21 protein-coding genes are annotated in these 24,365 nt (G+C 67.3%); 5 read left to right on the forward strand and 16 right to left on the reverse strand.

The features are described 5' to 3' along the window. Nucleotides 1-4 precede the first annotated feature (4 nt). A complete protein-coding gene (locus U4Y88_RS18040; RefSeq protein WP_321785514.1) occupies nucleotides 5-1,501 on the reverse strand; it encodes a D-aminoacylase in 1,497 nt (498 codons plus the stop codon). Between the two features lies 1 nt (nucleotide 1,502). Continuing rightward, complete coding sequence (locus U4Y88_RS18045; RefSeq protein ID WP_321785516.1) at nucleotides 1,503-2,501, reverse strand: MurR/RpiR family transcriptional regulator; 999 nt, start codon at nucleotides 2,499-2,501, stop codon at nucleotides 1,503-1,505. Between the two features lie 147 nt (nucleotides 2,502-2,648). Here U4Y88_RS18045 and U4Y88_RS18050 point away from each other — a divergent pair, with 147 nt between their 5' ends. After that, entirely contained in the window at nucleotides 2,649-3,941 is a 1,293-nt protein-coding gene (locus U4Y88_RS18050) for an amino acid deaminase (protein WP_310634108.1), read from the forward strand. A gap of 122 nt (nucleotides 3,942-4,063) precedes the next feature. On the opposite strand, the gene U4Y88_RS18055 is transcribed toward U4Y88_RS18050, so the two are convergent. Beyond that, nucleotides 4,064-4,513, reverse strand: coding sequence for a MarR family winged helix-turn-helix transcriptional regulator (locus U4Y88_RS18055; RefSeq protein ID WP_224010446.1), 450 nt, complete (start codon nucleotides 4,511-4,513; stop codon nucleotides 4,064-4,066). Nucleotides 4,514-4,591: 78 nt separating this feature from the next. Continuing rightward, a complete protein-coding gene (locus U4Y88_RS18060) occupies nucleotides 4,592-6,187 on the reverse strand; it encodes an MDR family MFS transporter (RefSeq protein ID WP_321785518.1) in 1,596 nt (531 codons plus the stop codon). 222 nt (nucleotides 6,188-6,409) lie between these two features. On the opposite strand from U4Y88_RS18060, the gene U4Y88_RS18065 reads away from it, so the two are divergent. After that, nucleotides 6,410-7,315 (forward strand): EcsC family protein, encoded by a 906-nt coding sequence (locus tag U4Y88_RS18065; RefSeq protein ID WP_321785520.1) that lies wholly within the window; start codon nucleotides 6,410-6,412, stop codon nucleotides 7,313-7,315. 48 nt (nucleotides 7,316-7,363) lie between these two features. On the opposite strand, the gene U4Y88_RS18070 is transcribed toward U4Y88_RS18065, so the two are convergent. The 3 genes from U4Y88_RS18070 to U4Y88_RS18080 all read right to left on the reverse strand — a co-directional run bounded on the left by U4Y88_RS18070 (nucleotide 7,364) and on the right by U4Y88_RS18080 (nucleotide 10,373). Beyond that, entirely contained in the window at nucleotides 7,364-8,377 is a 1,014-nt protein-coding gene (locus U4Y88_RS18070; protein WP_321785522.1) for an alpha/beta hydrolase, read from the reverse strand. Between the two features lie 163 nt (nucleotides 8,378-8,540). Then, the gene (locus U4Y88_RS18075; RefSeq protein WP_224010436.1) at nucleotides 8,541-8,975 is read right to left on the reverse strand and encodes a CHRD domain-containing protein; all 435 of its coding nucleotides are present in this window, start codon (nucleotides 8,973-8,975) and stop codon (nucleotides 8,541-8,543) included. 279 nt (nucleotides 8,976-9,254) lie between these two features. Next, nucleotides 9,255-10,373 carry a porin gene (locus U4Y88_RS18080; protein WP_310634105.1) on the reverse strand — a complete coding sequence of 373 codons (1,119 nt, stop codon included), beginning with the start codon at nucleotides 10,371-10,373 and terminating at the stop codon, nucleotides 9,255-9,257. Nucleotides 10,374-10,385: 12 nt separating this feature from the next. Here U4Y88_RS18080 and U4Y88_RS18085 point away from each other — a divergent pair, with 12 nt between their 5' ends. Both U4Y88_RS18085 and U4Y88_RS18090 read left to right on the forward strand, forming a co-directional pair. Beyond that, nucleotides 10,386-10,547 (forward strand): hypothetical protein, encoded by a 162-nt coding sequence (locus U4Y88_RS18085; protein ID WP_224010431.1) that lies wholly within the window; start codon nucleotides 10,386-10,388, stop codon nucleotides 10,545-10,547. A gap of 382 nt (nucleotides 10,548-10,929) precedes the next feature. Continuing rightward, nucleotides 10,930-11,871, forward strand: a complete 942-nt coding sequence (locus U4Y88_RS18090; RefSeq protein WP_321785524.1) for a LysR family transcriptional regulator — start codon at nucleotides 10,930-10,932, stop codon at nucleotides 11,869-11,871. A gap of 263 nt (nucleotides 11,872-12,134) precedes the next feature. On the opposite strand, the gene U4Y88_RS18095 is transcribed toward U4Y88_RS18090, so the two are convergent. The 7 genes from U4Y88_RS18095 to U4Y88_RS18125 all read right to left on the reverse strand — a co-directional run bounded on the left by U4Y88_RS18095 (nucleotide 12,135) and on the right by U4Y88_RS18125 (nucleotide 21,637). Then, entirely contained in the window at nucleotides 12,135-13,982 is a 1,848-nt protein-coding gene (locus U4Y88_RS18095; protein WP_321785526.1) for an ATP-binding protein, read from the reverse strand. Nucleotides 13,983-13,994: 12 nt separating this feature from the next. After that, nucleotides 13,995-16,874: a histidine kinase dimerization/phospho-acceptor domain-containing protein gene (locus U4Y88_RS18100; protein ID WP_321785530.1), complete on the reverse strand. Its 2,880-nt coding sequence runs from the start codon at nucleotides 16,872-16,874 to the stop codon at nucleotides 13,995-13,997. Between the two features lie 14 nt (nucleotides 16,875-16,888). Beyond that, nucleotides 16,889-17,638, reverse strand: coding sequence for an aquaporin (locus U4Y88_RS18105; protein WP_321785534.1), 750 nt, complete (start codon nucleotides 17,636-17,638; stop codon nucleotides 16,889-16,891). 376 nt (nucleotides 17,639-18,014) lie between these two features. Beyond that, entirely contained in the window at nucleotides 18,015-18,668 is a 654-nt protein-coding gene (locus tag U4Y88_RS18110; protein WP_310632581.1) for a response regulator transcription factor, read from the reverse strand. Further along, complete coding sequence (locus tag U4Y88_RS18115) at nucleotides 18,669-19,349, reverse strand: response regulator transcription factor (RefSeq protein ID WP_224010423.1); 681 nt, start codon at nucleotides 19,347-19,349, stop codon at nucleotides 18,669-18,671. Nucleotides 19,350-19,377: 28 nt separating this feature from the next. After that, nucleotides 19,378-20,025: a response regulator transcription factor gene (locus U4Y88_RS18120; RefSeq protein WP_224010421.1), complete on the reverse strand. Its 648-nt coding sequence runs from the start codon at nucleotides 20,023-20,025 to the stop codon at nucleotides 19,378-19,380. A gap of 274 nt (nucleotides 20,026-20,299) precedes the next feature. Next, on the reverse strand, nucleotides 20,300-21,637 hold the full coding sequence (locus tag U4Y88_RS18125) for an MFS transporter (RefSeq protein WP_321785535.1): 1,338 nt from the start codon (nucleotides 21,635-21,637) through the stop codon (nucleotides 20,300-20,302). A 112-nt stretch (nucleotides 21,638-21,749) separates the two neighbouring features. Between U4Y88_RS18125 and U4Y88_RS18130 the strand changes: the two genes are divergently transcribed. Next, the gene (locus U4Y88_RS18130) at nucleotides 21,750-22,643 is read left to right on the forward strand and encodes a LysR family transcriptional regulator (RefSeq protein WP_321785537.1); all 894 of its coding nucleotides are present in this window, start codon (nucleotides 21,750-21,752) and stop codon (nucleotides 22,641-22,643) included. A gap of 65 nt (nucleotides 22,644-22,708) precedes the next feature. On the opposite strand, the gene U4Y88_RS18135 is transcribed toward U4Y88_RS18130, so the two are convergent. After that, nucleotides 22,709-23,680: a threo-3-hydroxy-L-aspartate ammonia-lyase gene (locus tag U4Y88_RS18135; RefSeq protein ID WP_321785539.1), complete on the reverse strand. Its 972-nt coding sequence runs from the start codon at nucleotides 23,678-23,680 to the stop codon at nucleotides 22,709-22,711. Beyond that, nucleotides 23,677-24,357, reverse strand: a complete 681-nt coding sequence (locus tag U4Y88_RS18140) for a transcriptional regulator (protein WP_310634510.1) — start codon at nucleotides 24,355-24,357, stop codon at nucleotides 23,677-23,679. The genes U4Y88_RS18135 and U4Y88_RS18140 overlap by 4 nt, the downstream gene beginning before the upstream one ends. Nucleotides 24,358-24,365 lie beyond the last annotated feature (8 nt).

A 24,365-nucleotide genomic window follows, 5' to 3' on the forward strand; every position in this document is an offset into this window, starting at 1 on the left:
CCGCTTAAAAGTCCGCGTGGGCAGTCGCGCCAGCGTTCGCGTTCGCCTCGCGCGGACCGCGCGCCACGAAATGCCCGGCGCGCTCGCCGGTCGGCTGGCCGTCGCGATACGACAGCACGCCGTTCACCCACACCGCGTCGATGCCCTCGGCCACCTGCTGCGGCTGGTCGAACGTCGCGGCGTCGCGCACCTTCGCCGGGTCGAACAGCACGAGGTCGGCGTGCCAGCCCACATGTACCTCGCCGCGCTGCGCAAGCCCATAGCGCCGCGCCGACAAACCCGTCATCTTGCGCACCGCCTCTTCGAGCGGCAGCAATTGCTCGTCGCGCGCGTAATGGCCGAGCACGCGCGGAAACGCGCCCCACAAACGCGGATGCGGCAGCGGATCGTTCGGCAAGCCGTCCGAGCCCACCATCGTCGCCGGATGCGAGAGGATGCGGCGCACGTCGTCCTCGGACATGTTGTGATAGACCGCGCCCGCAGGTTGCAGCCGCTTGCCCGCCTCCTGCTGCGAGACGCCCCACTCGGCGGCGATGTCCTTGATCAGCTTGCCCGCCTGCTCGGGATGCGGCGTCGACCAGGTGATCGTGATGTCGATATCGCCCGTCACCTGCTTGAGGTCGAGCGTCGACGAACTGCGGCTGTACGGATAGCAGTCGCAGCCCACCGGCTGATACTTGCGCGCGCCGTCGAGCGACGCGAGCACTTCGGTGCTGCGCCCCCAGTTCGACGGCCCCGCGCACTTCAGATGCGAGATCACCACGGGCACGCGCGCGTGCTTGCCGATGTGATACGCCTCGTCCATCGCGTCGAGAATCGCGTCGAATTCCGTGCGCATATGCGTGGTGTAGAGCGCGCCCGCGGCGGCGAGCGGCTCGGCGAGCGTCGCGACTTCCTCGGTCGAGGCCTCGTAGGCGGAGCCATAAGCGAGTCCCGTCGACAAACCGAGCGCGCCGTTCGCGAGCGCCTCTTCGAGTTGCGCGCGCATGGCCGCGACTTCGTCACGGGTGGCCGCGCGCTTGAGATCGTCGAGATGATTGTTGCGCAGCGCCGTATGGCCGATCAGCGCGCCGACGTTCACGGCGGGCTTCGCGGCGTTCACGGCCTCGACATACGCGGCGAAAGTCGGATAAGCGAACGCGTCGCGCGCGCCGAGCAGGTTCATCGGGTCGGGCGGATCGCCCTTGAGCGTGACCGGCGCGGCGCTGATCCCGCAATTGCCGACCACCACCGTCGTCACGCCCTGGCTGATCTTGGGCAGCATCTGCGGCGAGCGGATCACGTGCGTGTCGTCGTGCGTGTGCACATCGATAAAGCCCGGCGCGAGCGCGCGCCCGTTCGCCTCGATCACGTCCTCGGCGAGCCAGTTCGACAGATTGCCGATGGCGACGATGCGTCCGTCGCGCAGCGCCACGTCGCGTTCGACGGGCGGCGCGCCCGTGCCGTCGTAAAGCATGGCGCCGACGATCAGCGTATCGGCGGCTTCGGGGTGCGAATGCATGTCAGTCTCCCAGTGGCTGGCGCTCGCCGCCGCGCCCGGCGGTGCCGCGATGCGCGTCGAGCGTGTGCTTCATGCGGCGCAGCAATTCGCGGCTGGCCTCGGGCTGCGCGAGCGCGAGTTCGGTCACGAGCACGTCGAGCGCCATCAGCATCGCGTAACGCGACGACGACGGCTTGTAGATAAAGTCGGTCTCGCTCGCGACGATCGGCACGAGCCAGTCGGCGAGCGCGGCCAGCGGCGACGCGGGCGCGGTCACGGCGATCAGCTTCGCGCCGTAGTCGCGGGCGATGCGGCACGCGTCGAGCAGTTCGGGCACGCGTCCAGTCAGCGACAGCGCGACGACCACGCAGTCGGGCGCGAGCGTGCTCGCCACCATCCGTTGCAACAGGCTATCCTGGTATGAAGCGACGGGGCGTCCAAGGCGTACGAGGCGAAAGCGCATCTCGTCGGCGAGCGCGCTGGAGCCGCCGCCCATGCCGAACACATAGATCATGCGGGCCTGCGCGAGCGCGGCGGCGGCCTCGGCGAACGGCGCCTGGCGCAGTAATTCGTGATTCTGCTCGAGCGCGGCGTGGATCTCGCCGTAAACCCGGGTAGCGAGCGGTTCGGCGGCGTCGGGGGCATCGGCGGCGTGGCGTCCGGCGCGCTTCGCGGCGTTGCCGCGCTTGCCGCCTTTGCCACCTCTGCCGCCTTGGGCTTCGGCCGCTTCGCCCTGCCCGGCCGCGCCGCGCAGGAAGCGTTCGCCGACGGCGGCCGCTTGAGCGAGACGCAGCTTGAGTTCGCGCACGTCGTGGCAGCCGACGGCCTTGGCGAAGCGCGTGACCGTGGCGACGCTCACGCCCGCGCGCCGGGCCAGTTCGCCGATGCTCGCGCGCGCGGCGCCGGCGAGATCGTCGAGAATCAGGGCGGCGACATCGCGCTCGGCCGGACGCAGATCCGGCACGCATTGCGCGATGCGGGCGACGATGTCGAAACGGCCCGGTTCAGCGGCGGAGTTCATGGAAGGCAAGACGTAAGCCGTAACAAAATTCGTGTTAGTAAATAACAATTCACGAAGCGATGGTACTTTGTGTACTATCACCGAGTCAACGCCGAACCTGTCTGTACCGTAATATCAGGCGTAATGGAGAATATGGAGCGAACCGAGATGAAAGTTACAAACTATCAGAGTGCGACGATCGACCCGAGCAGCAAGGGCCTCGGCAACGTGCCCGGCCCGAGCGTGCCGCTGCACGACGCGGCGCGTCTCGAATGGAATCTGCTGGCCGAAGACGTGAGCCTGCCCGCGGCCGTTCTCTATGCGGACCGCGTCGAACACAATCTGAAGTGGATGCAGGATTTCGTCACGCGCTACGGCGTGAAGCTCGCGCCGCACGGCAAGACCACGATGGCGCCGCAGCTGTTCCGCCGCCAGCTCGAAACGGGCGCGTGGGGCATCACGCTCGCGACCGCGCATCAGACGCGCGCCGCCTATCGCGGCGGCGTCAACCGCGTGCTGATGGCGAACCAGCTCGTGGGCCGCCGCAACATGGCGATCATCGCCGAACTGCTCAGCGACCCCGAATTCGAGTTCTTCTGTCTCGTCGATTCGGTGGCGGGCGTCGAACAACTCGGCGAGTTCTTCCGCGCCTCGCACCGCACGCTGAACCTGCTGCTCGAACTCGGCGTGCCGCGCGGGCGCACCGGCGTGCGCGACGCCGACACGCGCCGCGCCGTGCTCGACGCCATCGCGCGTTATCCCGACTCGCTGCAGCTCGCGGGCGTGGAGATCTACGAAGGCATCCTCAAGGAAGAAAGCGAAGTGCGCACCTTCCTGCGCGACGCGCTCAACGTGACCGAGGAACTGACCGCCGCGGGCCGCTTCGCGCGCTCGCCCGCGCTGCTCTCGGGCGCGGGTTCGGCCTGGTACGACGTGGTCGCCGAAGAGTTCGCGAAGGCCAGCCAGGCGGGCAAGATCGACGTGGTGCTGCGCCCCGGCTGCTATCTCACGCACGACGTGGGCGTCTACAAGCAGGCGCAGTCGCAGATCCTCACGCGCAATCCGGTCGCGCGCGAAATGGGCGTGGCGCTGCTGCCCGCGCTGCAACTCTGGGCCTATGTGCAGTCGATTCCCGAGCCGGGCCGCGCGATCATCGGCTTCGGCAAGCGCGACGCGGCCTTCGACGCAGGCTTCCCCGAAGCCACGCGCCACTATCGTCCGTCACGCGACGGCCAGGTAACGGGCGCGCCGCGCGAGATCGCCGCGAGCGAAGGCTGGGCAGTGTTCCAGATGATGGATCAGCACGCGTATCTGCAGATCCCGGCGGGCGCCGATATTCAGGTCGGCGACATGATCGGCTTCGACATCTCGCACCCCTGCCTCACGTTCGACAAGTGGCATCAGTTGCTGATGGTCGACGGCCAGTATCGCGTGACCGAAGTGATCGAAACGTTCTTCTGATTTTTTCCGCGTCTCGATGAAAAAGGCGGCGGTCGCACTGGGTGCGCCGCCGCCTGAATTTTTTGCGCGTGCCTTACGCCACGCCACGCCGCGCCATGCCACGCCACGCCGCTACGCGATATTCACGCCCCTTCCTGCGCAGCCGCCTGCGCCACCACGCCGATACGCTCCTCCATCATCCGCAACGCGCCCGAGAGCGCCGTGAGCGCGTCGTCGGGCAGCGACATCGTCTGGTTCAGGAACGCATTGCGGCGCGGCAAACCCGCTTCGATCACCTCGCGCCCGGCGGCCGTGAGCTTCACGTTGGTGATGCGGTTATCGCGCTCATCGGCGCTACGCGCGATCCAGCCGAGCGCTTCGAGCGGCTTCAACTGGCGCGTGAGCGCGCCCGGGTCCACGCGCAGGCGCTCGACGAGCCGCTTCTGCGACGACTCGCCATTCTGGTCGTGCAGCGCGAGCAGGATGCGCCAGCGCGGCAGCGGATGCCCCACCTGCGCCTCGAACGCCGACATGAAAGCGCGATAGGTGCGTCCGAACTGCTGGACGATGGCGATGCGGTCCTGAGTTTCCATGCTGAAAAATCCTGCCTGGCGGTAAAAGCGGTATTGACGGTGTTTGCGGTGTCGGAAGTGCGCGGCGAAAACCCGCCGTCAATCCGCGTGTATCACGGGCTCGACCTTGCGCTGAAGCTTGATGAGCGGCACGCGCCGCGTCTGCCACAGCGACACGAGCGCGATCAGCGCCGCCAGCGCGATACCCAGATGGATCGCGCCCACCAGCGCCTCGCGCGCGGCTTCAAGCAGCGGCGCGCCATTGTGCCCGGCCTTGGCGAGTTCGCCAATCAGCGCGGTCTGCGCGTCGCGATTGACGAGAATCTGCGGATCGGCGAGCTGGGGCAGCCAGTGCGTCGCATTGTCGGCCGCGAGCGACTTCTGCACGCCGCTCGCGTAGAGCTGCGTGACCATCGTGCCGGTCAGCGCCGTGCCGATCATCCCGCCGATCATGCGCAGCGACTGCAGCAGCGCCGTGGCGATGCCCAGATGCTCACGGCCTGCCGTCTGCTGCGCGAACACCGTGAGATTCGGCATCACGAAACCGAGCCCGAGGCCGCCGACGATCATGAACGTCATTAGCAGCCCGCGCGGCATCGAGCGCGTCGCGACTGCGACCGCGAAGCAGGCGATCGCGAGCATCGCGAAACCGATGTAGAGCATCAGGTTCGGATTGCGGATGCGCGACACGATGCGCCCGTTCGCGATGCTGCCGATCGTGATGAACACCACCAGCGGCGTGATGACCACGCCCGCCTCGTTCGGCGACATGCCGAAACCGCCCTGAAACAGCAGCGGCGCGTAGAACAGCAGCGAAAACATCGTGAAGCCGCCGAGCACGGCGAGCGTGAAGAGCGCGTTGAGACTCGCGTTGCGGAACATGTCGACGGGCAGGATCGCCTGCGGGCAGCGCCGCTCCCATTGCCACAGCGCCCACGCCGACGCCACGGCGAGCGCGAGCAGGCCGAGCGCGCCGAACGTCACGCCATGTTCGGGCAGACGTTCGACGAACAGTTGCAGACAGCCGAGCGTCACGGCGATCAGCAGTGCGCCGGGCCAGTCGAGCCGCATGCGTCCGGTGTGTGCGACCTGGCGCAGATGCGGCAGGAAGCGCCAGACGAAGTACAGCGAAAGCAGGCCGACCGGCAGGTTCACGTAGAACACCGAGCGCCAGCCGTAGTACTGCGTGAGAAAGCCGCCGAGCGACGGCCCGACCGCGTTGGCGATGCCGAACGCCGAACTCATCAGCACCTGCCAGCGCAGGCGCACGACCGAATCGGGAAAGAGATCGGGGATGCAGGCGAACGCGGTGCCCACGAGCATGCCGCCGCCGATGCCTTGCAGACCGCGCGCGATCACGAGGAACAACATGCTGTTGGCCGCGCCGCAGAGCACCGAGGCCGCCGTGAAGACGACGATCGACGCGATCACGAAGGGTTTGCGCCCGTAGTAATCGCCTAGCCGCCCGAAAATGGGGACGGTGACGACCGAGGTGAGCAGGTAGGACGTGGCGACCCACGCGTAGAGCTCGAAACCGCGCAGGTCGGCGACGATGGTGGGCAACGCGGTGCCGACCACGGTCTGGTCGAGCGCGACCAGCATGGTCACGAACGAGACGCCGAGCATGGCGAGCAGCGACTCGCGGAACGGCAGTACCTGCCCGCTGGAATGGTGGGCGGCGGTATGAACGGCCATTTTTTGATCCCGCAACGTTTGACGCGTCAAAGATTTCGCATCATAGCATGGGGACGATCCTCTACACTGGGCATCGAACCGGCGTTTGCCCTGGTTTTGCCTGCGACTGGATTCGACGCGGCGCACGGTTTTTGCACGCCGCTTTTGCACACGAGTACGCGCTGGCCACCCGCCGCCGCGCCGTTTTCGGGTCGTTTCCGGCTCGTTTTCCTCGGGAGATTTATGGGGACGAATGTCGATTTATCCGCTGATTTTTCCGCTCTGAGCGACGCCGATCTCGCCGCCCTCAAGCGCGCGAAGCACGAACTCGAAACGCCGCCGCTGGGCATGAAGCTGGCCGCCATCGTCGGCGCGCCGGTCGAAAAGCTGATCGCGAAACTGCCCGCGATGGCCAACGACAAGGTCAACGACGCCACCCAGGCCGCGCTCCGCAAGTGTCTGCAGATCGCGCTCAAAACGCTCGGCAAGCAGGGTGAAGGCTTGCTGGCGAACGTCGGCTTGAAAAGCGGAACGAATGGATCGAAAGGACCGGCCGTCGCCGAGAAACCATCCGCGTCGAAGCCCAGCAACCTGCTGCACAAATTCGCCGTCGCCACCACGGGCGCGGCGGGCGGCGCGTTCGGCCTGTTCGCGCTGCCCGTCGAGTTGCCCGTGACGACCACGCTGATGTTCCGCTCGATCTGCGATATCGCGCGCAGCGAAGGCGAGGATCTCGCAGGCGCCGACGCGCAGCTCCAGTGCCTCACCGTGTTCGGCATGGGCGGACGCTCCGCCGCCGACGACGAAGCCGACTTCGGCTACTTCATCGTGCGCGGCGCGCTCGCACAGGCGGTCTCGAAAGCGTCGTCGGAAATGGCGACGAAGGGCTTCGCCACGCACGGCTCGACGGCGCTCCTCAAGCTCATGCAGACGGTGGCCGCGCGCTTTTCCGTGCAGGTCAGCGAACAGGTGGCCGCGAAATCGATTCCGGCCATCGGCGCGGTGCTCGGCGCGATGGTCAACACGGTCTTCATCGATCACTTCCAGAACGTCGCGCACGGGCACTTCACCGTGCGGCGGCTGGAGCGCAAATACGGCGAAGCCGCCATCCACGCGGCCTATGACGCGATCGACCTCACGCTGGAATGAGCGCGCGCGTTTGACGACGTAAGTTGAACGCGGCGTGCGCGCGCCGCGTCACGCGACGGTTTGCGTCGGCAGCGAGGCGGCCTTGCGTGCCCGCGCGGTGGCATCGGCGGCACTCACGCGCTGCACGAAACGCGCCGATGCGTCGAGCGCGCGCCGCGCCTCCGGCATGAACGGCGCATAGATCGGCCAGATATGCGGCAGATCGCGCCCGATCTCGCACTCGACGCTCACGCCCGCCGCGCGGGCGCGCCCGGCCACGCGCAAAGTGTCGTCGAGCAGGGTTTCGGTGCTGCCCGCCAGCAGAAAGAGCGGCGGCAAGCCGTGGAAATCGGCGTAAAGGGGCGAGACGTAGGGATGCGTCGCGCTTGTCTCGTTTGCCGTGTTCGTCGTACTCGCCGCGCCCAGATACATCGGCGCGATGCGCGCGAACACGTCGCCGCAGAACATCGGATCGCGGCCGTCGTTCTCGCGGATCGACGCGCCCGTGCAGGCGAGATCGGTCCACGGCGAATAGAGCAGCGCGCCGGCCGGCAGCGGATCGCCGGCATCGCGCAAGGCGATCAGCGTCGCGAGCGCGAGCCCGCCGCCCGCCGAATCGCCCGCGATCACGAGCGACGCAGCCGGCGCGCCCTCGTCGAGCAAGCGCCGATAGGCGGCCAGCGCATCGTCGAGCGCAGCGGGAAACGGATGTTCGGGCGCGAGGCGGTAATCGAGCGAGAACACATCGGCGTCCGCGCGGGTGGCGAGGCCAAACGTGATCGCGCGATGCGTCCTCGGCGAGCAGAAGTAGTAGCCGCCACCATGCAGATAGAGAATCGTGCGCGGCGCCCCGCCCTCACGCACGAGCCATTCGCCGCGCACGGTCGGGGCGTCGGTTGCGCGCTGTTCGCCCTCTTCACGTTGACTGGGCTGCGCGTAAAGCTGCCAGCCCTTCGGCACCGGCGGCAGCCACACGCGCTTCTCGGTGAGCGCGCGGGTGCGCGCCACGTCGACGGGCTTGCGCGTCTCGGGCAAGAAGCGGCAGCGCAGCGCCCAGCAGATCAGCTTGCTTTGCAGGCTCATCAGGCGGGATTCCGTGCGCCGCGCGTGCGGCTTGTCGATGGGGTCATCGGCTCCTTGTGGGGTGGCCTGGTTGAATCATGCGGACGCTGTCGCACATCAAATCGCACATCAAATCGCACATCAGATCGCGCATCGAATCGCGCGACGCCATCGGTGGCGTCGCTCAGTTCGCCGGCAGCACCTGGCCGCGGATCTCGCCGGACGGATTCTGCTGCGTGTGAACGTTGAAGTACCACTGGCCGGCCATCAGCTCGGTGACCTGCTTGTCGTTGAGCGTCGCCGAACCCTTGATCGGGCTCGCGAGTTCACCCTTCGCAATCGGCACCTGCACGTTGGCGTTCTGCCCAACCGGCGCCGGGCCGTGGAAATGCGCGGCCGTCACCGGCGTCGACAGCCCTTCGTAGGTAATGGTCCAGTTCAGCGATTTCGTGGACGTATCGAATGTCGCGTTGAGCACGCCATGCCCCTTGCTCACGCGCGGCGGCACTTCGCTGGAAGGTTCGAGATTGGCCTTGAGCGCGACGGTATCGGCAAAGGCGGCGCTGGAGGCGAGGACACACAGTGCGAGAGCAAACTGCAGCGGACGAAGCGCTTTCATGGGAGTTCTCCGTTTGTTTTGACGCGGCGCACCAGATCGTTCGACAACGGCTGCGCACGTGTAGCCACATGCTAGTGCAAATCCGACAACGGCGTCGGATGCCCATGCCGCAACGCGCAAAGCGGAAAGTCCGTGGAAAGCGCACTGAAAGTGACAGGCGAAAAAAAAGAGCGCCGCGGACGACGCTCTTCAACCCAAGTACGACTCGACTACCTACCCAACTTGTTTGCAACAAGCCGCGCGATCCGGCCGGGAACCGGATCGCGCGGTTCGCCCTTTTTAGAAGCGGTGACGGATACCCGTCGTGATGACACCTTGGTTCTTCGACGACGAAACACCGCCGTCCGACGAAGCGCCGACTTGCGTCAGGCCCACGGCGTTCTGGCCCGAGCCCCACAGACCAACGCCTTCGAGGTACACGTCGGTGCGCTTCGAGAGTGCGTAGTCGGCTTGCAGGCCGAACTGATGCCAGTGCGCCGACTTGCTGCCGGTGCCGTTGTCAACGCCATCGCCGTTCACGTTGGTGTACGTGTACATCGCGCCGATGCCGAGCGCCGGCGTCAGGTTGTAGCGCACGTTGCCTTCCGCGTTGTTGAAGCGCACCGACCCGCCGACAGCGCCATTCAGGCGCGTTTGCGTAAATACGGCGCCCGCGACGACCGGGCCGAACGTGTAGCTGGCACCGGCGCCCCACGTGCGCTGACGGTGATTCATGTCGAACACGGTCAGCGGCGAGCTGTCGACCGAGCCGTTGCCGTTGCGGTCCATGCCCTGCGCCTGCAGGTAAGCCGCGCCCACGCGCAGACCGGCGTTCTGGTAGCTCGCACCCGCGCTGTACGTGCGGTTGTTCGCGAAGCCGCCGGCCTGATTCGAGAAGCCGTACATGCCGCCGAACTCGAAGCCCGAGTAATTCGCGCTGCGGTACTTGATCGAGTTGTTGATCGAGAACGAGCCGTTGCCGTTGTCGTTGTCCATGACGTGCGCCATGTAGGTGCCGCCCCACGTGCCGACCGCCATCAGCGGGCCGACGTAGTCGATCACCGAGTCGAACTGACGGCCGAGCGTGACCGTGCCGAACTGGGCGTGCGTCAGGCCGACAAATGCCTGGCGATTGAACATCTTGCCGCCGACGGCGTTGGTGCCGTTCATCACGTCGAAACCGCTTTCGAGGTTGAAGACCGTCTTCAGGCCGCCGCCGAGATCTTCAACGCCACGCAGGCCCCAACGGCTTGCCTGGACGTTGCCGCTCGTCAGCGCGAAATCACGTTCGTTGCCGATGTTCGTCGTGTACGTGAACCCTGCATCGACGATACCGTAGAGCGTGACGCTGCTCTGCGCGTACGACGCCGATGCGAACGTCGCAGCGACTGCCGCTGCGATAACCAGATTCTTTTTCATATGCTTCCTTCGATGCAAAGCCTTTCGGCAAAAGTGGATGTCGCCGCCGGGCAAGGTGCCGGCCTCGCCAGATCCCTCGCGCCGCGAGTGGGGCGCCGCATTGATATGCAACCCGAAGTTTATGGGCGTCAGTTTTACGGCAGCCATCCCGTCATCGAGCAAAAGCATTTTTGAAAATGTCGAATGATTCCCCTGGTTAACCCTGCAAGCGCTTGAGTATCAATGCGCTCGCTTTATCTCTATTTTTCAGGCGTGCGCATCAAGCATCCGGCTATCCCGATATAGCGTTGTCGGGAGACAACACGATATCGACGGCGACGCTCGAAGATTCGGATCAGTCTCATTTTCAAGGGGGCAACTCGATCGGTACTATCCGGCAACGGCGGCGTAAAGTCCCGCGCTCGATTTCGCTTTATTCCACGATTTTTATTCATCGAATGTAAAACGTGTTTTAAAGCTTTTACCGCGCATTCATTTAAATTCACCCCCTCTCCCAGGCGCCGCTCCGCGCTCACTACGCGCCGACGCGGCGCCCACGTCGATGCGACCGAAGAACATGAATCAATTGCAGGCAATGCGCGTATTCGTCAGCGTTGCCGAACACGGCTCGTTCGGCCGCGCGGCCGCGAGCCTCAATCTCTCGAACGCGGTCGTCACGCGCTACGTGGCGCTGCTCGAAGCCCATCTCGATACACGTCTCATCAACCGCAACACGCGCAGCGTGTCGCTGACCGAAGCAGGCAGCGCCTATTCGCAGGCGTGCCGTCATCTGCTCGAAGATCTCGAGCGGGTCGAGACGCAGATCGCGCACGGCGTGTCGGTGCCGTCGGGCACCTTGCGCGTGGTCGCGCACGCGTCGTTTTCGCTGCATGGCCTCACGCCGCTGCTCAAGCAGTATCTCGCCGCGTTTCCGCAAGTGCGGCTCGCGCTCACGCTGCTGCACCGGCCCGTCGATCTGATCGAGGAAGGTTTCGACGCCGGCATCGTCGCGCCGCGTCAGGTCAGCGGCGGCACGCTGATCCGCCGGCCGCTCGTCACCATCGCGCCCGTTGCGGTGGCGTCGCCGGCCTATCTCGACGGCCATCGCGCGCCCGTGCGTCCCGCCGATCTCGCGCGCCACACGCTGCTCGCGCCATCGGCTGATATCCACGGCAACGAGTGGCACTTCGCGGCGTCGGGCGGCGCGCGCGAGGCCGTGCTGATCGAACCCGCGTACGCGGTCAACAATGCGGCGATGCTGCGCCAGGCGGCGCTCGCGGGCATGGGCATCACGTTCCTGCCCGCCAGCCAGGTCGCCGCCGATCTCGCGCAAGGCGCGCTCGTGCGCGTGCTCGACGGCTACGAGATCCGCGACGCCGACAAGGAGCTCTCGCTCGTCTATCCGGGCCGCCGTCACGTGCCCGCAAAAACACGCTCGTTCGTGGATTTCACCGTCGAGTGGTTCCGGCGGCACGAGTCGCCGCGTCAGACGATTATCGACAATTCATGTAATAGTTAATTGACCGTTTTTATCTCGATTTTTGTCGGCTCGCAGACTAAGCTTCGGAGTGCGAGAAGTGACTCTTCATCGAAGGGTCTCCAAGCTTGAACGCGGCTTCGGCCGCGTTTTTTTTTGCTGCGTCGGCGCGTGCGTTGAACTGCGTTTTTAATCTGGCAGTCCTGTCAGTTTCACGTCATTTCACTGACAGCAAGCACTTACAGATAAGGGCGCTCAAGCTCGATTAAGCCCGATTAAGCCCGATCAAGCTCGCTCAATCTCACTCACGCCAACAACGCCGCCTGTTGCTCGATGCCGTCGAGCATCGCATGACAGGCGCGGATCAAATCGAATCCCTCTTCGCGCAACTGCTCCGCTGTGTGACTGTTCATGTGACGGCGATAGGTTTCGAGGACCGCGAGCAGCGCCGGATATTGCAGCACGCCGACCGCGCCCGCGAGCCGGTGATGCCAGTCGCGCAGACGCGCGATATCCACGTCAACGAGCAGCGGCGGCAGCGCATCCAGATCCTCGCGCACGGCGCTCACGAACGAACCGAGCAGCGTCTTCACGGTGGCCTCGCTGCCCCACACCTGAATCATGTGCGCGAGATCGAGCGGTTCGAGCGCGCGTGTTGCCGATGTCGCGGACGCCGTTGAGCCCGGCTGGCCGGGTGCCGTCTTGCAGTGGATGGCGGCAGCGTCCGTGCAGCCCGTGCAATCCGCGTCTTCCGACGATGCATGCGGCGCTGGCTGCGCCGCCTTTTTCGCACACGTCGCCGTGTTCTCCGGCGCCGCGCGATGCACGCCCTCCGCGCCGAACCAGCGTGCGAGGTGCTCGCGCAGCGTCGCGACGCGCGTCGGCTTGATCAGGCAGTCGTCCATGCCCGCCTCGTAGCACAGGCGCACGTTTTCGGGCGCGGTGTTCGCGGTGATGCCGAGAATCGGCAGGCGCGCGGCGTCGCTGGCGTCGGCCGTTGCGCCACGCTCGCGCGTGGCCTCGATCTCGCGCACGCGGCGCGCGAGATCGTAGCCCGAGACGTTCGGCATATGACAGTCGGTGATGAGGCAGCCGTAGCGCTCGTGCTCAAGCGCCTCGAGCGCCTGCGCGCCGTCGTCGACCACGTCGCACGCGAAGCCGAGCAAGGCAAGCTGATGGCGGATCAATTCCTGGTTGACCGGATGATCTTCGGCCACGAGGATCAGGCGGCCCGCCGCCCGCTCCTTCTCGCGATCGGGCGCGGCGAGCACGCCCTCGGCGGCGGCGGCGGGCCGCACCGCGATGTTCGGCAGCCCCGACAGCGCCATCGCGCATGCCGCGCTCAAGCCGCGCCAGGAAAGCGGATTGATACTCACGCGCACGCCGTTCTCCGCCACGCGATAGCCGCTCGGCTTGGGATTTTCGGTCAGCCGCAAGAGCGGCGCGCCCTGCCCGTCGAACTCGCCCGCGAGCGCCTCCGACGCGAACACCAGATCCACGCCGCCCTGCTTCACCATCGCGCGCAGCGCCCGCCGCGGCCGGTCGCCGGCTTCGAGGCGCGTCATCTCCATGCCGAGCGACGCGCCGAAGTGCATCAACGCCTCCGCCACGCCGGTGTCGTCGCAGACCACCGCCGCGCGCTTGCCACGTAGACCGTTGGCCTGCACCGCGAGCGTTTCGACCGGCAGATCGATATGCAGCGCGAGGCGCGTGCCGCGGCCCAGCTCGCTCTGCAATTCGAGCGTGCCGTCCATCAGCGCCGCGAGCTTGCGGCAGATCGTGAGGCCGAGGCCCGTGCCGCCGAAGCGCCGCGTCGTGGACGTTTCGGCCTGCACGAAAGGCTCGAAGAGTTGCGCCTGGGCCTTCGGCGCGATACCGATGCCGGTGTCGGTCACCGACAGCGTCACGCGCTGGCGCGCGGGCGCATCGGCGGCAGGCGCAAGGTTGCACGCCGCCACGCCCACGCTCACCTCGCCGTGCGGCGTGAACTTGATCGCGTTGCTGAGCAGGTTGAAGAGAATCTGCCGCAGCCGCCCGCTGTCGCCGCGCAACTGCGCCGCCACGCCGGGCTCGACGTCCACGCGCATCCTGAGCCCCTTCTCGTGCGCGCGACCGGCGAGCAGCCCGACGGCGTTGTCGACCAGCTCGCGCACGTCGAACGGCTCCTAGTCGATCACCAGCCGCCCCGCCTGGATCTTCGAATAGTCGAGCAGATCGTCGAGGATTTGCAGCAGCGCGCCCGCCGATTCGTGCACCATGCCGACCATCTGATGCTGATCGGGATTGAGCGGCGTACGTTCGAGCACTTCCATGAGGCCGAGCACGCCGTTCATGGGCGTGCGGATCTCGTGGCTCATCATCGCGAGGAAATCGTCCTTGGCGCGCGACGCCGCCTCGGCGAGGTCGCGCGCGCGGGCCAGTTCGTCGGCGCGCGCGTGCTCCACGCTCGCGTCCACCGCATAGCCGCTCCAGACCACCGCGCCGTTCTCGACGCGGCGCGGCACGAACTCCGCGCGCACCCAGAGCAGCCCGGTCGCGCCCTGAAAGCGGAACTCGGTATTCACAGGCGCGAGCCGCAGCGCCGAGCGTTCGAGCTTCGCGGCCAGCCGCGCGCGGTCGCGTGGATCGACGCGCGACAGATCGAGCGCGTTCGCGCGCATGAGTTCGGCGGCGGAGTCGCCGAGCGGACCTTCCGTGTCGCCCGCGAGATAAGGAAACGCGTAGCGTCCGTCGGCGTGGCGGCGCAGCTGGAACACGATCACGGGCAGCGAGCCGGTGACGTCCGACAGCAGGCGCTCGGACTCGCGCGCGCGCAGTTCGGCGCGGCGGATGTCGGTGATGTCGATCATCGTGCCGAGCACGCAGAACGGCGCGCCATGCACATCGCGGCACAGACGCGTCCAGAAAATGCCGTGACGTTTTTCGCGTTCCACCGCGACGCTTGCGCCCGTCGCGCTCGTCGCGTTCTGCGCGTTCGCCGTGCCGCCCGCGCCCTCGAAGCCCAGTTCGACGCGCTGGCTCTCCCCCGTCTCCAGCGTCTTGCGATACAGCTCGTCGACGCACTGGCTGTTCTCCAGCCCCCACGCCGCCACCGCCGCGCCAGTGCGGCCGAGCACCTCGCCGCGCCTCAGCCCGGTCACTTCCTCGTAGGCACGGTTGACAGCGAGATAACGATTGTCGAGATCGCGCGCGCCGAGCGGATACGGAATCATCTCCATCATCGTGTCCTGCAGCTCGACCTGCTTGGCGAGCACCTGCTCGGCGCGGCGGCGGCGGCGCATCTCGCGCTGCAGCAATGCATGGGCGCGCAGCGTGACCAGCAGCACCACGCCGAACACGATCACGAGCGGCAGCAGACGCAGCGCGTTCACGCTCCAGCCGCCGCCGCGCCCGGCGGCCGCGGCGGTCCAGCGATTGCGGATCTGCTGCTGTTCGAGCGGCGACATGGCGTCGAGCGCGCGGTCGATCAGCGTGGCGAGCGGCGCGAGGTCGCCACGCACTGCAAAGGCCGTGGATCCGTCGATGCCGGTCGCGCCGAGCACCTTGAGCGTTTCGAGATAACGCGCGCTGAGCGGACCATCGAGCGCCGCCGCATTGCCGATCAGCACATCCGCCTGATTGTGCTCGACCAGCGCGAGCCCGGCGTCGAGCGTGGGCGCTCGCACGATCTGCACCGGCATCGCGTTGCCGAACAGCAGCGACGGCGGCGGCGAGTGCGGCGCGAGCACCACGCGGCGTCGCGCGTACTCCTTGAGGCCGCGCGACATCGGCTCGTCGCGGCGGCCCACGATCACGAGCGGATAGCGCTCGTAGGCCTGCGTGTAGCGCGTGCCCTCGGTCAGCACGCCCTCGTCGATCGCGGCGGCGAGCAGTGCGAAATCACCGCGCCGGAACGGTGCGTCGACACCGAGCCAGTGGGTGACCGGCACGCGTTCGAACGTCACGCCGAGCGTGCGGCTCAGATAATCGAGATAGTCGTTCGCCATGCCCGTGGGGCTGCCGCGCGCACTCACGGAACTGAACGGCAGCCAGTCCGGGTCGAGGCCCACCTTGAGCGGCGGCAGCGCGCGCAGCCACGCGCGCTCGCTTGCGTCGAGCGCGAACGGCGGCACGCGCTGCACGTTGAGCGGCGGCCCGCCGTCGGCAGCCACCGCGCGGCTGTCGAGCCAGCGCGCCTGCACGGCCGCCGCCGCCGCGGGGCGCACGCCGCTCGCCAGCACGTTGAGCCGGTCGCGCAGCGCGGCCTTCGACACCGGCACGCCGAAGCGCAGCTCGCGCACCTTGATGCGCTCCTCGAACGCGACGCGCAGGCCCGCGTAGTCGTCGAACGAAAGCTGATAGCGCACGACCGGCGCGAAACCCGCGTAGACGTCCGCCGTACCGTGCACGACAGCGTGCAGCGCGGCGTCGGTATTCGCGAAAGCCAGGACGGTGGCGCGCGGGAAGCGCTCGCGCAGCAGCGCATCGAACACGAAGCCCTTCTCGACGGCGATGCGCGCGTGCGCGAGCCGCGCCGCCGTGGTGGCAACCGCCTCGTTGCCCGAGCGCGTGACGAAGGCGCTGCCGCCGCCCAGATACGGCACCGTGAACGCGAGGCAGCGCTCGCGCTGCGGCACGCGCGCGAGACTCATGACCACGTCGATCTCGCCCGCGCATGCGCCCGCGAGCAAGGCGCTCATATCGGGATAGATACGCGGCACGAGCTGCACCGACGGCCCCACGAGCAGGCGCAGATAGTCGGCGCTGAAGCCGCTCAGCGCGTTCGCATCGAGCACTTCGAGCGGCGGCCAGCCGCCCGCCAGCACGCCCACGACGAGCCGCGAGGGCAAGGTGGCCGCGTCGCTCGCGATGACGGCGTCGGTCGTGGTCGCGGCGGGCTGCGCGCGCGCGGGCGTGACCCACGAAGTCAGCAGCGCAGTCAGCAAGACGGCCAGGCAGAGGATGAGCGCGAGCGTGATCGTTTTGCCGATGGCCGCGACGCGCGCGCCACGCCCGCGCGCACAACCGTGCGCGGTGCGGGTGGACGAGAGCGTGAAGATCGGCAAGCGCAGCGCCTCGCTCAGTCGGCGCGGTGGGCGTCGCGCGGCGCCTCGACCGGCGCGCGCGCGCGGGCGCGCAGATGCAGCGCCAGCCGGTGCACGATGCCCGCCGCGATGCCGCCCAGCATCGGCGCGGCCCAGAACAGCCAGAGCTGATCGAGCGCCCAGTCGCCGACGAACAAGGCCGGGCCGGTCGATCGCGCCGGATTCATGCCGCCGTTGCTCACGGGAATCGCAATCAGATAGATCGCCGCGAAGCACGCGCCGAGCGCCGCCGGCGCGCCCTTGCGGCGCTGCGGCGAGCGCGACATCACGAGATGGACGAGAACGAACGCGAAGGTCATCACGCACTCGACGACGGCCACCGCGCCGAACGCGTACTCGCTGGGCGAATGCTCGTCGTAGCCGTTGCTGGCGAAATCGGACACCGCGAAGGAAAAGCCCGGACGCCCGCTCGCGACCAGCGCGAGCAAGGCCGTGCCCGCGAGCGCGCCGACGGTTTGCGCGGCGATATACGGCCCGACATCGCGCACCGGAAAGCGCCCCGACACCGCGTAGCCGATCGTGACGGCAGGATTGAAGTGCGCGCTCGACACCCGCGCCGACGCGTAAGCGACGACCGCAAGCGCGAGGCCGAATGCGGCCGCGGTTTCGAAGACATTCCAGCCCTGCGCGGGAACGCCCGCGCTGAGTGCGGCGCTCGCGCAGCCGACGAACACGAGCCAGGCGGTGCCCGCGCCCTCCACCGCCAAACGGTCTACGAGCTTCATGGTTGTGTCTCCTTGTCCTGACGACGCCGGGCGATGCGGGTTCGCGAAACGCTCGAAATGCACGAATCGCAAAGAACGCGCGCAGTCACGCCGACGGCCAGCAAGGGCGCCGGACGCCAGGCCAGCGATGTCAGGAAGGGGCAATGCCGATGGGCCGATGGCCGACGAGGAAAGCCCGGCCGGCGATATCCGACAGATCGCAGCAATTCGCGATCGAACGAAATCATTCGCGATAAATCGCGCGTCGAGCTTTAAATTATGAAGAGGCAAGTCCCATCGACCGATAGGACAACTCCGAAAAATGCGAAGCGGATTCAGCCCCAGACACTCGCGAAATCTGACAGAACGTCGGAGGGGCACGCGGTTCGTGTGCGCGTCAGGTCAGACCGATCTGCGTGGCGAAGTCGATCAGTTCGCGCTCGGTGGCAAGGCCGAACTTGCGCATCGCGTTGCGCTTCTGCGTACTGACTGTCTTCACGCTGCGCCCGAGCTGCCGCGCGATGGCGCCGATCGGCATGCCGTGCACGTAGAGCCGGAGCACCTCCCACTCGCGCGCGCTCGGCACGCCGATGCACGGCTCGCAGTCCGCACCCGCGCGGTCGAGCGCCGCGCGCGTGCAGGCGGACTGAAACGGCATGCGGCCGCGCGCCGCGTCGATCGCAGGTAGCAGCGCGTGCGGCATGTCGCGTTTGTCGACGATCGCTCGCAAGCCGTGATGCAGCAGGCCGCTGAGCATGGGCGCGCTGGAGATCATCGTCAGGACCACCACGGCGGGCGCGTGCGGCGCGCGCACGAGACGGCGCAGCATGGAGAGCGAACCGTATTCGCCATCCATGCCCGGCATGCAGACGTCGGACACCACCACGTCGCACGCGTGCGCGTCGAGCTGGCAGGCGAGCGAATGCGTGTCGCTCGCTTCGGCCACGACCTGCATGCGCGGCGATGCGCGCAGCAGCCCGATGACGCCGATGCGCACGCACTCGTGATCGTCGGCGACGATCACGCGCACGCGCTCCGCCAGCGCCGTCATTCAGCGGCCCTCGCCCTGCACGACGCCGCACTCCAGCGCGAAGCGGTACAGGTCGATATCGCTTGTGAGCGCGAGCTTTTTCATGGCCGCGCACTTCTGCGCGCTAATGGTTTTCACGCTGCGCCCGAGCAGCCCCGCGATCTCGGTCACGCCCAGACCGGACGCGTAATGCGTGAGCACCTCGAACTCGCGCCGCGACAGCAGACGCAGCACTTCCTCGCGCCGCTGCTCGCGCTCTGCCTTCTTCAGCAGGTCGCGCACCACCGGCCCGATGTAATGCTCGCGGGCCATGGCCGACGCGATGGCGACGGGAATCAGGTCGATGCGGTCGCGCTTGCTCAGCACCGCTTCGACGTTCAGGTTGATGGCGTTGCGCAGCGCCTCGGCCTCGTCTTCCATCGTGAGCACCACGACGGCCTTGTCGGGAAACGTGCGCTGAAAGCGCTGCACCGCGCCGTGGCCGTCCTCGCCGCACTCGCCGGGCATATAGAGATCGAGCATGGCGAGGTCGAAGTCGTGCAGCAGCGCTTCCTCGAACAGTTGCGGCACCGATTGCGCGCGCGCCACGACGCGCAGATTGGACAGCGAGGCAAGCAGATTCTCGAGCGCGAACAGCACCAGCGGATGATCGTCCGCGACGATGATGCGCGCCGGACGCGTCAATTCAGGAGTCTCGGGCATGGCATTTTCCAGCGTGCGGCGTGGCCGCTCATAGCAGTCCGTGCGCGCGCACGAAGGCGAACAGCCCCGCGTCGTTGCTGACGCCGAGCTTGGCCATGGCGTCGCGCTTCTGACGGCTCACCGTGCGCACGTCGCGGTCGAGTTCGCGGGCGATTTCGGTGATGGTGCGGCCGCAGACGAACTGACGGACCACCTCCGACTCGCGCGGCGACAGACGCGGCGCACGCAGGGAACCCGCGCCCTCCGCGCCGGCGATGGCGAGATCGCTGAGGATCGACCGGCTAACGTAGCGCAAGCCATTGCCGGCGCCGCGCACCGCCGCGGTGAGCTCGTCCATCGGCTCGCTCTTGCGGAGCAGCGCCGTGACGCCCGTGTCGAGCACGGTACGCAGGATGGCCACGTTGGTGATGCTCGTGAGCACGACGACGCGGCATTGCGGCCAGTCGCGCCGTAAACGCCGCACGAGCGGCAGGCCGTCTTCGATCTCGCCCGGCTGGCTGGGCATGGTGAGGTCGGTGACCGCGACATCGCAGGGAACGCGTTCGAGCACGCCGATCAGCTCGCGCGGACTGGCAGCCTCGCCAACGACATGGACATCGCCAGCGGTTTCGAGCGCGGAACGAACGCCTAATAGAACGAATGGGTGATCGTCGGCGAGAACGACGCGTAGCTTCAAGTTGGCTCTCTCTCGATGTGACAGGTAGGGGCGGCGATGTGCACGCGGCGGACGCGCCGACTCGCTCTGTGCCTTGTCTGCGTATAGCGGTACGCAGCAGGGTCTCCCATCTGAACATCGATTAACGATTGCCAGTATCAGAGATTTCCGAAACAACGTTAAAGCTACTTTAAATGCCGATCATGTGTCGGTTAAACGAATTAACTTCTTCGGTATGCGAATTAAATAAAAACACTCAGAATATCCCGTCGGTATAAGTCTGATGCACCCGCAGTCAAACGGAAATCCGCTGTCTCGCGCCCCGCGATGCATGGCTTTGTCGACGCACCAAGGGCACGCGCGCGAAGGCCGGCCAGGCAAGCGCGCCGCACGCCGCCGCCGCGAGCCACACGGCAGGCCATCCGAACGCCGACAGCAACATCGGAATCGCGGAAGGCACGAGCCAGAAAGCGAGAAAGGCGCCGCTGTTGCCCATGGCGAGCGCCGTGCCGGTGCGGCTGTGGCCCGCCTGCGTCGCGAGTTCGGTATAGGCCACGCCGTGCCAGGCCGACGCCGCGATGCCGCCCGCCACGAGCAGCGTGAAGAGTCCCGTCAACGCCGCCATCGAATGCACGCCCTGCCCCGTACGCGCGACGAACGCCGTCAATATGGCAAGCACTACGAATAATCCTACAGTGAGCGCCGCGCAGGCTCGCAGATAGGCGTTGCGGTTGCCGTGCCGGTCGGTCCAACGCCCGCTCCAGACGCGCATGACAGCCGCGCCGCCCTGCACCGCCGCGAGCGCCGCGCCGATCGCCACGCCGCGCACGTGGCCGAAGTCGTGCAGGAAGACGCTCGCGAACGAGATCACCGCGACTTGCGGCATGCACAGCGCCGCGATGCCGAGCGTCACGCGCCAGACCGGCGAACTGCGCAACGGCGAAATGGCCGCTTCCGACGCGGCGTCGGCGCTTCCTGTCGGCGCGACGGGCGACGTGTCGGGCTCGCGTACCCATAGCAGCGTCAGCATGGCGGAAGCGAGACACATCGCCGCCAGCGCGCCGTACACCCAGACGAAGCCCGCGTGCTGCGCGAGCGGCGGCAGCATCAGCGCGCCGATGCCCGCGCCCGTCGGCACCGCAGTCTGACGGATGCTCATCGCGAGGCCGCGCTCGGCGGGACCGAACCAGGCCATCACCGCGCGTCCGCTCGAACCGTTGACGCTGCCGCCCAGCAAGCCGATTGCGAGAAAGCCCGCTTCGAGCAGCGGCAGGCCCGGCACGCGCGCCGCCGTCGGCGCGCCCCACATCGCCATCGCCAGCAGCGCCGCCGCCGTCGAGACGAGTCCCGTGAGCAGCACGCGCCGGTCGCCCCAGCGGTCCGTGAGCATGCCCCACGGCAATTCGCTGAGCACGATGCCGAGACCGAGCATGCCGAGCAGAAAGCCGAGTTCGCCGGTGCCGATGTGGTAACCCGAACGGATCAGCACCGCCGTCGCCGGAATGCCCGAAAACGCGGCCGCGAAACTGGCGTTGGCCGCCACGCCCACGCTCAAGACCTTCCATCGATGCGGCGCGCCGCGCCCGTCTGCGTACTCCATGTTGCGCTCCAGAAAGAGGTTGACCGCGCTCATGCTAGAGGCGCACCATCTATCGGAAAAGCGGGAATATCCAAACGATTGCATCGGAATTTCCGAAATCTCGACACCCACCTTCGCAGCCCGATCCGGCTGATCCACGCACACCATGAACGCACGCGGTCTCGATTTCGCGCAGTTGCGCACCTTCATCGCCGTCACGGAGGCGGGCAGCGTCTCGGCGGGCGCCGAGCGCGTGTTCCTCTCGCAGTCGTCGGTGAGCGAGCAGTTGAAGAAACTGGAGGAGCGCATCGGCCAGCCGCTGTTCGTGCGCGGCAAGTACGGCGTCGCGCCGACGCCCGCGGGCGCGAAGCTGCTCGATCACGCGCGCCGCATCGTCGCGATGTGCGATGCCGCGTTCGACGACATGCTCGGGCGCTCGCTCGACGGCGAGGTGCGCATCGCCATCACCGATTACTACCGGCCGCACGACGTGGCCGCGATCCTCCGCCGTTTCGCGAGCCAGCATCCGCGTCTGCGTCTGCATGTGACCGTGCTGCCGAGCGCCGTGATCGACGCCGGCGCCGACGACAACGCCTTCGACATCGGCCTGTCGCTGCGCATGGTGGAGGGAACGGGAAAGCGCGGCGCGGCGGCCTCGGCGACCGCAAGCACGGTGATCCGCCGCGAGAAGCTGGTCTGGGTCAGCGCGCGCGAGACGCTGCGCGAACGCGGCGCGCTCGCCCCGCCCTGGCCGCTCGTGCTGCTGCCCGCGACGTGCCAGTTGCAGCGCTACGTCGTGAGGCTGCTCGACCGCGCGCGCATGCCGTATCTGATTTCGCATTCGGCATCGGGCGTCGCGGGACTTCAGCTCGCGTTGAAGGCGGGGCTGGGCATTTCCTGCCTGAACGAGTCGGCGATCGGCGACGGGCTGATGGCCTGTCCCGCGTCGTTCGGCCTGCCCGCGTTGCCGTCCGCCGAATTCCATCTGCTGCCCGGCAGGCCCGGCGAAAGCGCGCACATCACGAACGCGCGCGAGGCGCTGGCCGGATTGTTCGGCTAACGCCTCGCATGCGCCGCATTATTGATTCGTGATCCTGATTAAATACGGATCGCGTTACGCGCCGCTCAGGGCTGCGCGCTCACCAGCTCGGCGAAACGCAGCAGATCGACGTTGCCGCCCGAGATGACAATGCCCACGCGCTTGCCCTGCACGTCCACCTTGCGTTGCAGGACCGCCGCCGCCGCGAGGCAGCCGGTCGGCTCGACGTAGATCTTCATGCGGCTCGCGAAGAACTTCATCGTCTCGACGAGTTCCGCGTCGCTGACCGTCACGATCTCGCGCACGCGCTCGCGGATCACCGCGAACGTGTAGTTGCCCAGATGCTGCGTCTGCGCGCCGTCGGCGATGGTCTTGGGCGTGTCGATATGGACGATCGTGCCGCCTTGCAGGCTGCGCTGACCGTCGTTGCCCGCTTCCGGCTCCACGCCGATCACCGTGCAATCGGGCGCGAGCGCATGCGCCGCCGTCGCGCAGCCCGAGAGCAGGCCGCCGCCGCCGAGCGGCGTCAGCAGCACGTCGAAACCGCCCGCGTCCTCGAACAGTTCCTTCGCCGCCGTGCCCTGCCCGGCCATCACATGCGGATGATCGTAAGGCGGAATCAGCGTGAGGCCACGCTCGGCGGCGAGACGCTGGCCGAGCGCTTCGCGGTCCTCGGTGTAGCGGTCGTAGAACACCACTTCGCCGCCGTAGCCGCGCGTGGCCGCGACCTTCACGGCGGGCGCGTCCTGCGGCATCACGATCACGGCCTTCACGCCGAGCAGTTGCGCCGAGAGCGCGATGGCCTGCGCGTGATTGCCCGACGAGAACGTGATCACGCCGCCCTTCTTCTGCTCCGGCGTGAACTGCGCGATGGCGTTGTACGCGCCGCGAAACTTGAACGCGCCCATGCGCTGGAAGTTCTCGCACTTGAAGAACAGTTCCGCGCCCGCGAGTTCGTTCGCGGTGCGCGAAGTCAGCACAGGCGTGCGATGCGCGACGCCGCGAATGCGTTCGTGGGCGGCGACGACGTCGTCGAAGGTGATCGGCAGAGTGCTCATGATCGGTGCTCGCTGGGCAAGTAGGTGTAGACGGTGGAGCGCGCCACGCCGAGCGTGCGCGCCACTTCGGCCAACGCGTGGCGCAGGTTCAGGTGGCCGCTTTCGGCGAGTTCGCGCACGGCGTCGCGGCGTTGCGCGAGCGTCATGCCGATGGGCGTGGTGTTGCGCGCGGCCGCGTAGCGTTCGAGCGCGGCGCGCACGCCGTCGCCCGCGCGCGGCGCGAGCGATTCGGGCAGCGGCGCAGCGGCGCCCGTCTGCATCAGCTGGCCGAGGCCCGCCGTGACCGCGCCGAGCAGCGAGACGTCCATGTTCAGGCAGACGGCCGCGACGTACTCGCCCGCGCTGTTCTTCAGCCCGATCGACGTGCTCTTGACGGGCCGGCCATCGGGAAATCGGTTCGGATAATTGGCGACGACTTCGGGGAAACCGGGATCGCTCAGGCGCGCGAGGCCCATTTCGGTGGCCGCGTCGCCGACCTGACGGCCGGACAAATTGTTCGAGATCGCGACGACCGACTGCTCGGGCGCGGTCAGATCGTGTAGCACGACCTCGACGAGCGGCGCGAGCGTCTGGCCGAGCGCCTCGACGATCTTGCGGCCTTCGCGCAGCAGCAGCGCGTTTTCGCGCGCGCTGACGCTGCGGTCGGATCGCGGAGTGGGAGTGTCGAGCTTGGCCATGCATGACA

This window comes from Paraburkholderia sp. J94 (assembly GCF_905220285.1).
GTDB lineage: Bacteria > Pseudomonadota > Gammaproteobacteria > Burkholderiales > Burkholderiaceae > Paraburkholderia > Paraburkholderia tropica_A.